The 13,104-nt window shown below is 71.3% G+C and carries 13 protein-coding genes; 7 read left to right on the forward strand and 6 right to left on the reverse strand.

What is annotated here, in order from left to right:
- Together IEZ05_RS19510 and IEZ05_RS19515 are read right to left on the reverse strand one after the other, a co-directional pair.
- Positions 1 to 1,503, reverse strand: coding sequence for a carboxylesterase/lipase family protein (locus IEZ05_RS19510; RefSeq protein ID WP_189231421.1), 1,503 nt, complete (start codon positions 1,501 to 1,503; stop codon positions 1 to 3).
- A gap of 170 nt (positions 1,504 to 1,673) precedes the next feature.
- On the reverse strand, positions 1,674 to 2,156 hold the full coding sequence (locus IEZ05_RS19515) for a GNAT family N-acetyltransferase (protein WP_189231422.1): 483 nt from the start codon (positions 2,154 to 2,156) through the stop codon (positions 1,674 to 1,676).
- Between the two features lie 374 nt (positions 2,157 to 2,530).
- Between IEZ05_RS19515 and IEZ05_RS19520 the strand changes: the two genes are divergently transcribed.
- The 4 genes from IEZ05_RS19520 to IEZ05_RS19535 all read left to right on the forward strand — a co-directional run bounded on the left by IEZ05_RS19520 (position 2,531) and on the right by IEZ05_RS19535 (position 5,167).
- Complete coding sequence (locus tag IEZ05_RS19520; RefSeq protein ID WP_048455366.1) at positions 2,531 to 2,734, forward strand: cold-shock protein; 204 nt, start codon at positions 2,531 to 2,533, stop codon at positions 2,732 to 2,734.
- A gap of 262 nt (positions 2,735 to 2,996) precedes the next feature.
- Positions 2,997 to 4,445, forward strand: a complete 1,449-nt coding sequence (locus IEZ05_RS19525) for a DEAD/DEAH box helicase (RefSeq protein WP_189231423.1) — start codon at positions 2,997 to 2,999, stop codon at positions 4,443 to 4,445.
- Between the two features lie 46 nt (positions 4,446 to 4,491).
- Positions 4,492 to 4,809 carry a CBS domain-containing protein gene (locus IEZ05_RS19530; RefSeq protein WP_189231424.1) on the forward strand — a complete coding sequence of 106 codons (318 nt, stop codon included), beginning with the start codon at positions 4,492 to 4,494 and terminating at the stop codon, positions 4,807 to 4,809.
- A gap of 49 nt (positions 4,810 to 4,858) precedes the next feature.
- The gene (locus tag IEZ05_RS19535) at positions 4,859 to 5,167 is read left to right on the forward strand and encodes an SCO5918 family protein (RefSeq protein ID WP_189231425.1); all 309 of its coding nucleotides are present in this window, start codon (positions 4,859 to 4,861) and stop codon (positions 5,165 to 5,167) included.
- Positions 5,168 to 5,242: 75 nt separating this feature from the next.
- On the opposite strand, the gene IEZ05_RS19540 is transcribed toward IEZ05_RS19535, so the two are convergent.
- A complete protein-coding gene (locus IEZ05_RS19540) occupies positions 5,243 to 6,895 on the reverse strand; it encodes an amidohydrolase (protein WP_189231426.1) in 1,653 nt (550 codons plus the stop codon).
- A gap of 88 nt (positions 6,896 to 6,983) precedes the next feature.
- A complete protein-coding gene (locus tag IEZ05_RS19545; RefSeq protein ID WP_189231427.1) occupies positions 6,984 to 8,411 on the reverse strand; it encodes an APC family permease in 1,428 nt (475 codons plus the stop codon).
- A 255-nt stretch (positions 8,412 to 8,666) separates the two neighbouring features.
- Here IEZ05_RS19545 and IEZ05_RS19550 point away from each other — a divergent pair, with 255 nt between their 5' ends.
- Together IEZ05_RS19550 and IEZ05_RS19555 are read left to right on the forward strand one after the other, a co-directional pair.
- A complete protein-coding gene (locus tag IEZ05_RS19550; protein ID WP_189231463.1) occupies positions 8,667 to 9,230 on the forward strand; it encodes a TetR/AcrR family transcriptional regulator in 564 nt (187 codons plus the stop codon).
- 432 nt (positions 9,231 to 9,662) lie between these two features.
- A complete protein-coding gene (locus tag IEZ05_RS19555; RefSeq protein ID WP_189231428.1) occupies positions 9,663 to 9,863 on the forward strand; it encodes a hypothetical protein in 201 nt (66 codons plus the stop codon).
- Between the two features lie 64 nt (positions 9,864 to 9,927).
- Here IEZ05_RS19555 and IEZ05_RS19560 read toward each other — a convergent pair whose 3' ends face one another.
- Positions 9,928 to 10,758 (reverse strand): alpha/beta fold hydrolase, encoded by an 831-nt coding sequence (locus tag IEZ05_RS19560; protein ID WP_189231429.1) that lies wholly within the window; start codon positions 10,756 to 10,758, stop codon positions 9,928 to 9,930.
- A 755-nt stretch (positions 10,759 to 11,513) separates the two neighbouring features.
- Complete coding sequence (locus IEZ05_RS19565) at positions 11,514 to 12,437, reverse strand: ketopantoate reductase family protein (RefSeq protein WP_189231430.1); 924 nt, start codon at positions 12,435 to 12,437, stop codon at positions 11,514 to 11,516.
- A gap of 331 nt (positions 12,438 to 12,768) precedes the next feature.
- Here IEZ05_RS19565 and IEZ05_RS19570 point away from each other — a divergent pair.
- The coding region (locus tag IEZ05_RS19570; protein ID WP_189231431.1) for an alpha/beta hydrolase at positions 12,769 to 13,104 on the forward strand (336 nt) is incomplete at its 3' end.

The following is a 13,104-nucleotide window of genomic DNA, read 5'->3' on the forward strand; positions in this document are numbered from 1 at the left end:
TCACGCATACAGGACCGGAAAGCCGACCTCGGCCCAGAGGGCACGCGGTGCGGCGGGCCTGTCGGCGGTCGGGTGGGCGTCGGTGGACCATGTCCTCGCGTGGGTGGCGGAGCTGTCGACCGATGGCCAGCCCGGGTCACCGGTCGCCGCGAAGTCCGCCCATGCCCGCACCATGCGGTGTGCCAGGTCATGGTCCTCGGGGGTGGGGGCGCCCCCGATGAGGAAAGCGAGACGGTCGTCATCGACGTTGCCGAAGGCGAAGGGGACGTCCGCACAGTGCCATGCCCGCACCACACCGTTCGGCCCGGCTCCCCCGCGATCGAAGCGCGCCAGGTAAGCCCGGCCGCCGGCTCGGCCGTGAACCTCGGCGAGTCGGTTGCTGTACTCGCCGAACAGCAGATCGCCGAAGACGGCGAGGTAGACATCGAGCACCGGCGCGGAGGGCATCACGGCGCGATAGCCGGCCACCAGGTCCTCAGGAAGGCCGAAGTCTTCGGCGAAGCACGCCAGTTGCGCATCGGTGGTGATCTTCGCGCTGCTGCCCACGGCATCGAGCAACCAGTACTCCTCCGTGGTGTGACAGACCAGCAGGTCCACGTCCCGGGCCACTCCGGTGGACATTCTCGTGAGGGGATCGCCGGGCAGGACGTCACCGTCGAGGACCGGAGCGTAGAGCGAAGGGTCGTAGTGACGGGACCCGGAGGCGGGGTCCCGCCGGTAGTCCTCGACGACCCGGTCGGAAGCGGCGACCAGTGCCTGGGGACTCGCTGCCGTCAGGCCTTCGCGCGTGGCGGGGCAGCCTGCTGCCTCGGCGACTTCACGCGTGGTCGCCCCCGCGATGCCGGGCGTGTAGCAGGGGCTGGCGGGGCTGTGGGCGATGGCGCGGTGGAACAGGCCGCGGGCGCGGTCCATCACCATCAGGCAGGCCACTGACGCGGCACCGGAGGACTGGCCGGCGACCGTGACGTTGTCGGGGTCGCCACCGAACCCGGCGATGTTCTCCCGCACCCAGCGCAGGGCCGCGATCTGGTCGAGCAGGCCCCGGTTGTCCGGGTGGCCGGTCGTTTCGCCACCCGGGACGTGGCCGAAGCCCTCGAAGCCGAGACGGTGATTGAGGGTGACCACGACGAGCCCGGAGCCTGCCAGGACCGTCCCGTCGAAGTCGGGCTGAGCCGAGGATCCGAAGGTGTACGCACCGCCGTGGATCCACACCAGGACGGGCAGGCGGCCTCCTTCCGGAACCGGTGTCCACACGTTGACGGTGAGGATGTCCTCGTCGCCCGGTGACCACACGGGCGCGCCGGGCAGCTGCGCCGACTGCGGGGCGACGGGGCCGAAGTCCGTGCAGTCCCGCACTCCCGTCCATGCCGGTGCGGGGAGAGGTGCCCGGAACCGATTGGCGCCGAACGGCGGTGCGGCATAGGGGATGCCGAGGACGGCAACGACGTCGTCGGAGGCCCGGAAGCCCCGGGCCGCACCGTTCCTCGTCTTGAAGACATCCATGGAAACTGCCTCTCTTGACACGCCTGATCGCCGGCCTGCGGCGAGGCCCTCAGCTTTCCGCCACCCGGCACGCCAGGTCCAACAACAAGATCCTCGCGATTGACGCACCACTGATGTCAATGCCGTTGTTGAACGTGTTCGAAAATGGGAGATACGCCGCCGGTCGGCAATTACGGAATCAGGAATTCCAGCTCGGGCCGGTCCCACGCCACCGCGGGCGGATTCGCGCAGACGGTCCCGGTCGGCCGCGCGCCGACGCTGCGGTAGAACCCCTCGGCCGGAGGATGCGACACCACGCGGACGCGGTCCAGCCCCGCCGCGCGCGCCTCGGACTTCATGTGCTCGACGAGCAGCCGCCCGATCCCTCGGCCCTGCGCCTCGTCGGCGACGAAGAGCAGATCCAGCTCCGGCGGCGCGAGGAGCAGGGAGTAGAAACCGAGCACCCGCCCCGTGGGGTCGTCGGTGTCGACGGTCACGAAGACCCGGTGGGCCTCGATGTAGTCGGGCCCGACGCGGTAGCCCGCGACCATCGCCGCGTACGGGCCCCCGTAGGCGCGTGAGCCACGCACGAGCCGCGTGAGCCGCTTGCCGTCCCGCGCGACGGCTCGTCGCACGGCGAGCGCACCAGACGTGGGCGTAATGCTCGGAGTCATGTGGAGAGTATTACGCATCAGGAAGGTGCCGTGCCCGGTGGGCCGGTCCCCGCGCGCCCCGGGCCGCCCGGAACGCTGCGCCCCGGCTCAATCAATAGCTGTGCCCGTGGGCAGAGGTTTTGACGGAACGTGCAGACAGATTCTCTGCCGTAATAAGTGGAGTGGAATTTTTCACCGCACACAAGCCGCTGCGGCGTGCTACTGTCGATCTCAGTTGCAGTTGTGGTTCCCGAAACTTCAAGTGCTCCCGGTCGGTCCTGTGCCACCGGAAGTGCTTTTGTCCATCCGGTCTTTTTCCGGGCGGGGTGATCATCGCGGCGACACGGCGTCCGCGCAGTGCGGACGCCGAGGCACTGCCCCAAAGGAGAAATGACATGGCTGCTGGTACCGTGAAGTGGTTCAACGCGGAAAAGGGCTTCGGCTTCATCGAGCAGGACGGTGGCGGCGCCGACGTGTTCGCCCACTACTCGAACATTGCCGCCCAGGGCTTCCGTGAGCTGCTCGAAGGCCAGAAGGTGACCTTCGACATCGCGCAGGGCCAGAAGGGCCCGACGGCCGAGAACATCGTCATCGCCTGACGCTGACGCGTACGTGTGCAGCTGGGGCCCGCATCCCTCGGGGTGCGGGCCCCAGCTGCACGTATTTCCGCAACGCTTTTTCATCGCGGTGGACGCCCGGACACCGGGTGCACTTCGCGCCGCTCATTCCAGCGTCTGCCGCCGCACGGATTATCCGTCGGCCGAATTCGCATCGCGTTCCACCGGCCCATTCTCGCAATTCTCCGTGCTGCTCCTCGCCGCGGAAATTCCTTGATATGTGCCGCGTCGAGGAAGGTTCCGCATGAACCGCGCACGCACGAACGACCGCTTCGCCCGCACCCGCAACGGCAGTGCCGATTCCCAAAGGGGCGGGAGCCGATTCGGCAGCCGCCGGCCCACCGCGGTCCAAGGGGAGTTCGCCCTCCCCAGGACGATCACCCCCGCGCTTCCCGCCGTGGACGGCTTCGCCGACCTCGACATGCCCGGGGAACTGCTGGCCGCGCTCGGCTCGCAAGGCGTGACCGTACCGTTCCCGATCCAGGCCGCGACCCTGCCGAACTCCCTCGCCGGCCGGGACGTTCTCGGCCGTGGCCGCACCGGCTCCGGCAAGACCCTCGCCTTCGGGCTGGCGCTGCTGGCCCGTACGGCAGGGCGGCGCGCCGAGGCCCGGCAGCCGCTGGGGCTGATCCTCGTACCGACGCGTGAGCTGGCGCAGCAGGTCACCGACGCGCTGGCGCCGTACGCCCGCTCCGTGCGGCTGCGGCTGGCCACGGTGGTGGGCGGGATGCCGATCGGCAGGCAGGTGAGCGCGCTGCGCGGCGGCGCCGAGGTCGTCGTCGCCACACCGGGACGCCTCAAGGACCTCATCGACCGCGGCGACTGCCGGCTGGACCAGGTCGCCGTCACCGTCCTCGACGAGGCCGACCAGATGGCCGACATGGGCTTCATGCCACAGGTCACCGCCCTGCTCGACCAGGTGCGCCCGGAGGGGCAGCGGATGCTGTTCTCCGCCACCCTCGACCGCAACGTCGACCTGCTCGTACGCCGCTACCTCAGCGACCCCGTCGTGCACTCCGTCGACCCGTCGGCCGGCGCCGTCACGACGATGGAGCACCACGTGCTGCACGTCCACGGCGCCGACAAGCACACGGCCACCACCCAGATCGCCGCACGCGACGGACGCGTGATCATGTTCCTCGACACCAAGCACGCCGTCGACCGCCTCACCGAGCACCTCCTGAACAGCGGGGTGCGGGCCGCCGCGCTGCACGGCGGGAAGTCGCAGCCGCAGCGCACCCGCACGCTGACGCAGTTCAAGACCGGGCACGTCAACGTGCTGGTGGCGACCAACGTCGCGGCGCGCGGCATCCACGTCGACAACCTGGACCTCGTCGTCAACGTCGACCCGCCCACCGACCACAAGGACTACCTCCACCGCGGCGGCAGGACCGCCCGCGCCGGCGAGTCCGGCAGTGTCGTCACCCTGGTCACCCCCAACCAGCGCCGCGACATGACCCGCCTCATGGCAGCGGCCGGCATCGTCCCGCGGACCACCCAGGTCCGCGCCGGCGAAGAGGCCCTGCACCGCATCACCGGAGCCCAGACACCCTCCGGCATCCCGGTCGTCATCACCGCACCGGTGACCGAACGTCCGAAGAAGCGCGGCGCCACCTCACGCGGCCGACGCCGCCCCGCCTCGGCGGCCCGCCGCGGGCCCGTACAGCAGTCGTCCGCCGGTGCGGCGGCATAGAAACGCTCGTGATCAGGAAGCCGGCACCACTCCTCAGGAGGCACCCTTGACGCTCGTACAGACGCAGTTCCGCCCGTCGGGCACCCGCCCCGTGCTCCGCACGGTGGCCGACCCCATGGACGCGGCCGGACCGCAGGTCTGGGCGGACATGACCGTGGAGGTGGCACTGTCCGTGATGACCGCCGCCCGGACGGGTCATCTGATCGTCTGCGACGAGGACGGTCTGTGCACCGGCCTGGTCACCCGGGACAGGCTCACGGCCGTTCGTGACGGTTCCGGATACACGGACCGGACCCGCCTGCGTGACATCACCGTGGCCGACGGACACGGCAACGTTCCGGGCGTCCTCGCCCTCTCCCGCTGAACCGCTGCACGACGGTCCGCCCCGTCCGTCCCTCTCCCTGTGAGGCATCATGCGCTGTGTCATCGCCCGCTTCCCGTTCGACCTGACCAAGAGCGGAGTGCTGGAATCGATGAAGGGCGTCAAGCCCGAACCGGTCACCGGCGAGTCCGTGATCATCGGACGACGCCACTACCCCGTCAAGCAGGTCGGCCAGGTCGTCACCCGTCAGGACCGCCGCGATTTCAGTGCCGCCGAAGTCCTCCGGGCCATGTCCCGGCTCGGTTTCACCTGTCGTGGCCTTCCCGAGGCCGCACCCGCGCGCACCGAAAACCCGGTGCAGCGGGCTTCCGCACTGCTCGGCACCTCTCTGCCCGTCTGACCGACGGGACGGACGCGAGCCGAACAGCCAGGTGTGGGCCCCGCGACCGCCGTCGGCCGCACGCGCGGGCGCCGGTCATCCCGAGGTCCGGTGGACGACCTTCCCGCCGACCATGACGAGGTCGCACACGGTTGCGGGAATGGCCGCGGGGTCGGCCGTGAGCACGTCACGGGAGAGGACGACCAGGTCGGCGAACTTGCCGACCGTCAGCGAACCCCGGTCGTTGTCGAGGAAGTTCGCGTACGCCGATCCCATCGTGTAGGCGTGGACGGCTGTCTCGATGTCCACGGTCTCCTCTGGGATCCACGCCTCGCCCCCGGTCAGCGGCCGGCGGGTCACCGCCGTGTACAGCCCCACCATGGGATCCATCTCGGCGACGTTCCAGTCGCTGGAGAAGGCCAGCGTCGCCCCGGCCCGGTGCAGGCTGCGCATGGGCCACGCCTTGTGCCACCGGGCCGGACCGACGTTCCGGGCCCAGTCCTGGCCGGGACCGGCGATCTCGGGAGCGCAGTGGCGTGGCTGCATGCAGGCCACGACCCCGAGCTCGGCGAAGCGCGGCACGTCCGCCGGGTCGCAGCACTCCACGTGGACCACCTGGTGGCGGGCGTCACGGGGGCCGTTCGTGCCGCGGGCACGGGCCACCGCGTCCAGCACGGTACGGATGCCCCGGTCGCCGGTGGCGTGGACGAAGCACTGGAAGCCGCGGGCGTCGAGCCGGGACAGCAGACCGGCGAACTCCTCGGGCGGGTAGAAGGTGTCGCCGCGGTGCCGGCAGCCCGTGTAGGGCTCCAGCAGTGCGGCCGTGCGCGGCTCGACCACGTCGTCGATATAGAGCTTGAGCGGTCCCACCCGCATCCACTCGTCGTCGAACCGGCGGGCGGCCTCGGCGAATTCGTCCAGGTCGGCGTCGGTGGTGCCCCGCGGATGGAACAGCGCCGCCACCAGCCGGGAGCGCAGGTGTCCTTCCTTGCGCGCCCGTACGAACAGCTCCAGGTCGTCCAGGGAGTTCTGCGGTTCGACGACGGTCGTGATGCCGTAGCGGACCGCGTCCTCAAGGCTGCGCAGCAGCCGCCCGTACTGCCGCTCGGGGGAAGCCCAGGGCACGCCGAGGTCGCGCAGCGCCCGATGGCCTTCGCGGGACAGTCCGCGCACGGCGAAGTCCCGGACGAAACCCGTGGGTTCGCCGCTCTCGGGGTCCTTCTCGGGCACGCCGAACGGCAGCGCGCCGCTGTCGCGTGTGACGCCGAGCCTGGCCAGCGCGGCGCTGTTGAGCCACATGGTGTGTACGTCGTAGCTGAGCACGAAGGCGGGCGTGGCGCCGGTGAGCCGGTCGAGGTCCTCCGCGCGGGGCGTCCGGCCGTCGGGGATGACCGAGTAGTCGAATCCCTCCGCCTCGATCCACTCCGCGCCGGGGTGCTGCTCGCGCCAGGCCGCGATCCGGGCGGCGACCTCCGCGAGTGAGCGGGCCCCGGCGAGTTGCACGCACTCCTCGTCCGAGCCCAGCCGGACATGGTTGTGCGCGTCCACGAAGCCCGGCAGGACCCGCCGCCCGCCCGCGTCGATCACCTCGGTCCCGGAACCGGTCCACGGCCCGGCCTCCGCGTCGGAGCCCAGCCATACGATCCGGCCGTCCCGCACGGCGAGCGCCTCGGCCGAGGGCAGGGCCGGGTCCACGGTGTGGATGCGGGCGTTGCGCAGGACCAGGTGGGCGGGGGAGGGGAGGGTCACGGTCTGTTCTCCAGTCGGTGCGGGGTGCCCCGGGGCGGTGGCGCTGCCCGGGCAGCGGGTGTGGCTGCGTGAGGGTTGCGGATCGGTGTCAGTCGTCGCCGTCGGGAGCGGTCACCCGCCAGCGGTCGTGCGGATGCCGGCGCAGGTACAGGACGTAGTGGAGGACCGCCGCCGCGATGACGCCGCCGGCGATGGCGAGGTCACGTCCGGCCTGCTGGTACAGGACGTATCCGACCGAGGCGAGCACCACGACGGGTGCCAGGGGCCACAGGGGCATGCGCCAGGCCGGACGGTCGCGCAGCGGCGCCCGGCGGGCGGCCAGCGCGGCCAGCGCGAGCAGGACGTAGACCACGGCGAGGATCGCGCCGGTGGCCTCGTACAGCGTCGACAGGTCGGCGAAGCAGGCCAGTGCCGCCCCGGGCAGGCTGATGACCAGCGTGGCGACCCAGGGCGAGCCGAAACGGGGGTGGAGGCGGGTCAGCGCACGGTTGACCGGCTCCGGCCAGGCCCGGTCCCGGCCCGAGGCGTACACGACCCGGGCGTTCTGCAGCACCATCACCAGAACCGCGTTGAGGATGGCCAGTGCGACGCACAGGTCGATGACCGTGGCCGTGGTGTCGCCCGCCCAGCCGCGCACCAGGTCGGAGAAGGTGGCCGTGGCCAACGTGTCCGTCGACGCGGTCCCCAGCACGGCCGCGACCGTGGGCACGACGATGACGGCGGCGCCGATGAACAACGACCAGAACACAGTGCGCGCCACGTTGCGGCGGGGCCGGTGGATCTCCTCCGCGAGATAGGCGGCGGTGCCGAAGCCGTTGACCACGAACATCGCGGCGGCGAGCCCGGAGACGAGGAGGCCCATGGTGAACGTCGCCTGCCCGGCCGTGGCCTCGGACACCTCGGGGTGCACGAGCACCGACGGGGAACGCTGGGTGTGTGCCAGGCCGAGGACGGCCACCACGACGGCGGCCACCACTTCCAGGACCAGGAAGGCTCCGGTCACCAGAGCGTTCGACTTGACGTCCAGCACGGCCGTCGCGATCGCCAGGAGCATGACGGCGCAGCCGGCGACTCGAGGGTCCACCTGTACGAGGCCGGCGAGGTAGTCGGCCGTGCCCAGGGCGATCACCGGGGGGATGACCACGAGCATCGCGATGGTCATCGCGAAGGTCACCCAGCCGAGGAACCGGCCCAGCAGCGCGTCGACCATGGCGTACTCGCCACCGGAACTCGGGGTGAGGGTGCCCAGTTCGGCGTAGCACGCGCCGACCGCGATCGAGATGACGATCCCGACGACGATGGTCAGCGGAGCTCCTGTGCCCTGCCCGGCGAACAGCTCCGGGACGAGGATGAACAGCGACGAGGCGGGCGTGATGCAGGACAGCGTGAGCAGGACGGCGCCCACGGGGCCGAGGACCCGTGCGAGGGCGGCGGGTTCCGTGGTGCCGTCGGACGCGGCGGGTGCGGGCGTCGGTGGGGAGGCGCCGTGCGGTGTGTCGGCAGGTAGGTGCGTCATGGAGGTGCGTCCCCGGGGATCGGGCGGCTGGCCGCTGGCGGAGGGAGCAGGAGGGGAGATCTTCCTTGAACACGGTTCAAGTAAGTTTGAACGTCATACAAGATGTGGAAGATGGGGGCGCCCTGTCAATAGCCCGGCCGAGACCTCTCGCATTTTGAACAGCGTTCAAGTTCGTCGGCGTGCGTCGCTACACTGGTCGCCGTGACGGCGCCAGAGGCACGACGGAGACGGGGCGGGGTGATCGCCCGTGAGCGCATGCTCGAGGAGGCGATGCGCGCCATCGCGGAGCACGGCCTGGCCGATCTCACCATGTCCGCACTCGCGGAACGCCTGGGCACCTCCGGCGGCCACATCCTGTACTACTTCGGCAGCAAGGACCGGCTGCTCCTCGAAGCGCTGCGCTGGAGCGAGGACCGGCTGACCGAGGAGCGACGGGCCCTGCTGTCGCGGCGCACCACCATCCACCGCCGCCTGGACGCCTTCCTCGAGCTGTACCTGCCCGAGGGGCCCCGGGACTCCCGCTGGATGCTGTGGGTCGAACTGTGGGCGCGCGCCGCGGGCAACGGTGACCTGACTCAGGCGCAGGAGGAGATCGACCTGGCCTGGCAGGAGGACCTGGAGCGGTTGCTGGCCAGAGGGGTGCGCCAGGGGCGCTTCGGCCTGCCGGAGGAAGAGGTCCCGGCGGCCGCCGACGAACTCCTCGCACTCCTCGACGGACTCAGTACCAGGGTCGTCCTGGGGCTGCGCGGAGTCACCCGGGAAGGGGCTCTGCACACCGCGCGCCGCGCCGCCCGGAACGCCGTCCGCCCCGTCGACTGACGCCGGTCCCTGCCCCGGACGAACCGACGCCCGGACGGCCCGACGCCGGTCCGGGTCGCCCCGCCCGTACGAACGACTGGAGCGACATGCGCGCACGGCCCGCTCTCACCCTCATCCTCACCTTCGCGGCCCTGGCCACCGGATGCGCGGCGGAGACGCGAGAGCCTGAAGAGGCGCGGGACGGAGGGACGCCCTCCGTGTCACGGCCCCCCGCATGGGAGGGCAAGGGCGACGCGGAAGCGGCGATGAAGCGAGCCACGCGCGCGCTGAACGCGGTCGAACCCGACAGCGCCTCGCGCGAGGACTCGGGCACGGCGGCGTTGGTGGACGGGCTGGACAGAACCTTCAGGGTGCAAGGCGACCGGCCCTACACCTTCGACATCGCCTGTCAGGCAGCGGCGCCGCACACCGTCGCCCTCACCCTCGCGCGTGGTGACGCGGAGAGCGGAGTGGGAGGTGGAGTGCGGCGACCATGAGGCCGACCAGTTCACCATCCCCGCCGGATCTCCCTTCACCGCCGAGGTCACGCCGGCGGGGGAGGGCACCGACGGCCTCGTCCTGTGGCGACTCGACACCGTCGCCCCCGAGGACGTGCAGGACTGCGACGACGACATCACGGAGTGCGGGAGCTGAAGGTGCACCGGCCGTCGCGCGGGTCGTCGCCGGCAGGCAACGGAGGGCGAGCGCGCCGCGGCGGCTACGACCTCACGAATGCCAGGAGGTCGGGATTGAGGACCTCGGGATGAGTCGCGAGCATCCCGTGCGGCAGACCTTCGTACGACTTCAGGCTGCTGTTCCGGAGCAGTTCCGCCGACAGCGGCGCCGAGTCCGGGTAGGGCACGACCTGGTCGTCCGTCCCGTGTGCGACGAGGACCGGGACGTCGATCTGCTTGAGGTCGTCGGTGAAGTCGGTCTCGGAGAACGCGGCGATGCACTCGTAGTGGGCGTTGGCCGCGCCCATCATGCCTTGACGCCACCAGTTGTAGATCAGGCCCTGCGACACCTTTGCCCCGTCTCGGTTGAACCCGTAGAAGGGACCGGACGGTACGTCGATGTAGAACTGCGAGCGATCGGCCGCGAGGGCCGCGCGGAACTCGTCGAACACCTCGATGGGCGTACCGCCCGGGTTGCTCTCGGACTTGACCATCACGGGTGGGACCGCCCCGGCGAGCACGGCCTTCGCGACCCGTCCGGGCTTGGCGCGTGCCACGTAGCGGGCGACCTCGCCGCCACCGGTCGAGTGCCCGATGTGCACGGCGTCCTTGAGATCGAGGGCATCGGTCACCGCCGCGACGTCGGCGGCATAGGTGTCCATGTCGTGGCCCGCGGAGGACTGGGTGGAGCGCCCGTGCCCGCGTCGGTCGTGGGCGATCACGCGATAGCCGTGGGACAGGAAGAACAACATCTGGTTGTCCCAGTCGTCTGCGCTGAGCGGCCAGCCGTGGTGGAAGACGATCGGCAGGCCGTCGCGCGGACCCCAGTCCTTGTAGAAGATGCTCGTACCGTCGGAGGTCGTGACCGTACCCATTGCTGATCCTTCCGCTTGACTTGGCGAAGCGGCCGGGTGTCGAGCGTCGCTCCAGCGCCAGGCGCGAGCGAGGAGGACCCATGGCCTGAGAGGACGGCGCGGCCCGCGGGCCTCGGCCGACCGCACACCGACGAGCCTACGCCTGTGTCCGCCGTGCCTCATGTCCACGGGCTGCCACCGAGCGGGCTCGCGCCCCGGACGTCGAGAGGCCGCACCGAAGGGGGGCGACGCCCCGGTCACGGTCAGGACCGGCGCCGATCAGGCTGCCGCGCCCCAGGAGAGGTCTCGGGGAGAGCGGCCTGCGGCACCGGGACGTGTCCCTCCCGCCTGGGCCGGCGCCGTCGAGCACCTGCCCCTGGCTCAGGGACCGGATCTCCGATTGCCCGTCACCCGCCGACTCGGGTTGCCGTCCGCCACACCGGCGGACGGCAGCCCTTCCCCGGCCCGCGCCGGGGCGGGCGAGCGCCACCTCGGCCGACAGCCTTCTGACGCCGCTCGCGAAGCTGGAGCGGACGCGCGGGCCGTCTCCGGCGAGCTTGATGCTCGCGAAACGCGGAACACCCCTGGTCCGGCTCCCGCGTGTCCTCGACGCCCAGTCGCTCCGCGGACACATTGACGTCGAAGAACCCGGGCCGCCTCTCGTCGACGTGGGAGGAGAGACGGAGCATCAACGCGCGGAACGTGCGGAGTTCAGCCGGGGAGGGCAGCTCCGCCAACTCGATCACACGTCCGACCGGACGCGCTCGCGACTCCCCTCAGTCGGCTTCCAGTTCGCTCACCAGGCGTGCCGTGAGCGGCACGGGGATGCCGTGTCGCCGTGCCGCTCGCAGTACGGCTCCGCCGATCGCGTCGAGTTCCAGCGGGCGGCCCGCTTCCGCGTCGCGCTGCATCGAGGACTTGCTGCCGGCCGGGAAGGCGTCGTAGCGCGTCAGGATCCGGGCGGCGTCGCTCTGCCCGCCGCAGGCCCTGCTGACGGCGGCGGTCTCCTCGACCAGGGCCGCCAGCTCCTCGCGTCGTTCGGACCGGACGGCGCCGATCGGCAGGCCGTAGCGGGTGGTGAGGAGGGCGAAGGGGGCCAGGAAAGCCAGCTTGGCCCACAGGACGGCGTTCTCGTCCGGGAGGACGCGGGTGTCCGCGCCGGCGGCGGTGAGCAAGGTGGCGAGCGGGACGGCGGGCTCGTGCCGGAGCGCCAGGTCGATCTCGAGGAACGGGCTGCCGTGTTCGACGACCCCCGGGGCGGTACGCGTGGACTCGACGCGGACCACCGCCGGCACCACCCGTCCCTGGCCGTAGCGGGTCCGCAAGGTGTCCACGTGCTCGACGCCGTTGAGCAGCGGCAGAACGAGGCCGTCGGCGAGAAGACGGGGCGGGACGCGGTCGAGTGCCGCGTCGAGCGCGGTCTGCTTGACCGTCACCAGGCACAGGTCGACGGGCTCGCGCAGGGCGGTGTCCGCGTCGACCTCGGCGGTGAAGTCGCCGAACCGGCCGCTGCGCACGCGGATGCCACCGCGGCGCAGGGTGTCCGCCGTCTCCTCGCCGGCGATGCAGGTCACCTGGTGTCCGGCGCGGGAGAGCAGCGCGGCGAGCAGGCCGCCGACCCCTCCGGGGCCGAGCACGGCCACTCTCGCGCGGGGCGGGACGAGGCCGGAGTCGCTGATGTGCGGTGCGGTGCGGTGCATGGGGGTCCTCTCGGTTCATCGTGGTCGACACCCGTCCCGCTGCCTCAGCCACGTCCGGACGCGGCCTGGGCGGGGGACGGGTTGCCGCCTTGGGCCCGAGGTGATCATCGGTGCGGCCGGGAGGCACGTCAATCCTCCGGTCTCCTTGCGAGCCCCTAGGTTCCGTCCGTTCGCCGGCGGAGCACCGGTCGTGCACTCCTGGTCGATCCGCCCGCACTTTCCGGACCTAACGTGCGGATTGACGGACTCGTCGGGCAGCGCCTCACGCGCTCGTCGGGTCCGGTTCCGCCGGGCCGGTCCGGCGCGTCCCGTGTTTTCCCAGGAGGTTGTTGTGTCAGACGTCTTCGAGCCGGTTCAGCCGGTGCTGGAGCCCGCGGCGGCGGCGTTCGCCGAGGCGACGGCGAACCCGCCCTATCTGTTCGACCTGGCGCCGGCGGAGGGTCGCAAGGCCGTCGACGAGGTGCAGTCCGGCGAGATCGCCAAGCCGGACGTCGACGAGGAGTGGATCACCGTCTCCGGCGGTCCGACGGGCAGCGTCCGCGCCCGCATCGTCAGGCCTGCAGGGGCCGACGGCACCCTGCCGGTCATCCTCTACATCCACGGCGCCGGCTGGGTGTTCGGCAACGCCCACACCCACGACCGCCTGGTGCGCGAACTGGCCGTCGGC

It is taken from the genome of Streptomyces flaveolus (assembly GCF_014648815.1).
GTDB classification, from domain to species: domain Bacteria; phylum Actinomycetota; class Actinomycetes; order Streptomycetales; family Streptomycetaceae; genus Streptomyces; species Streptomyces flaveolus.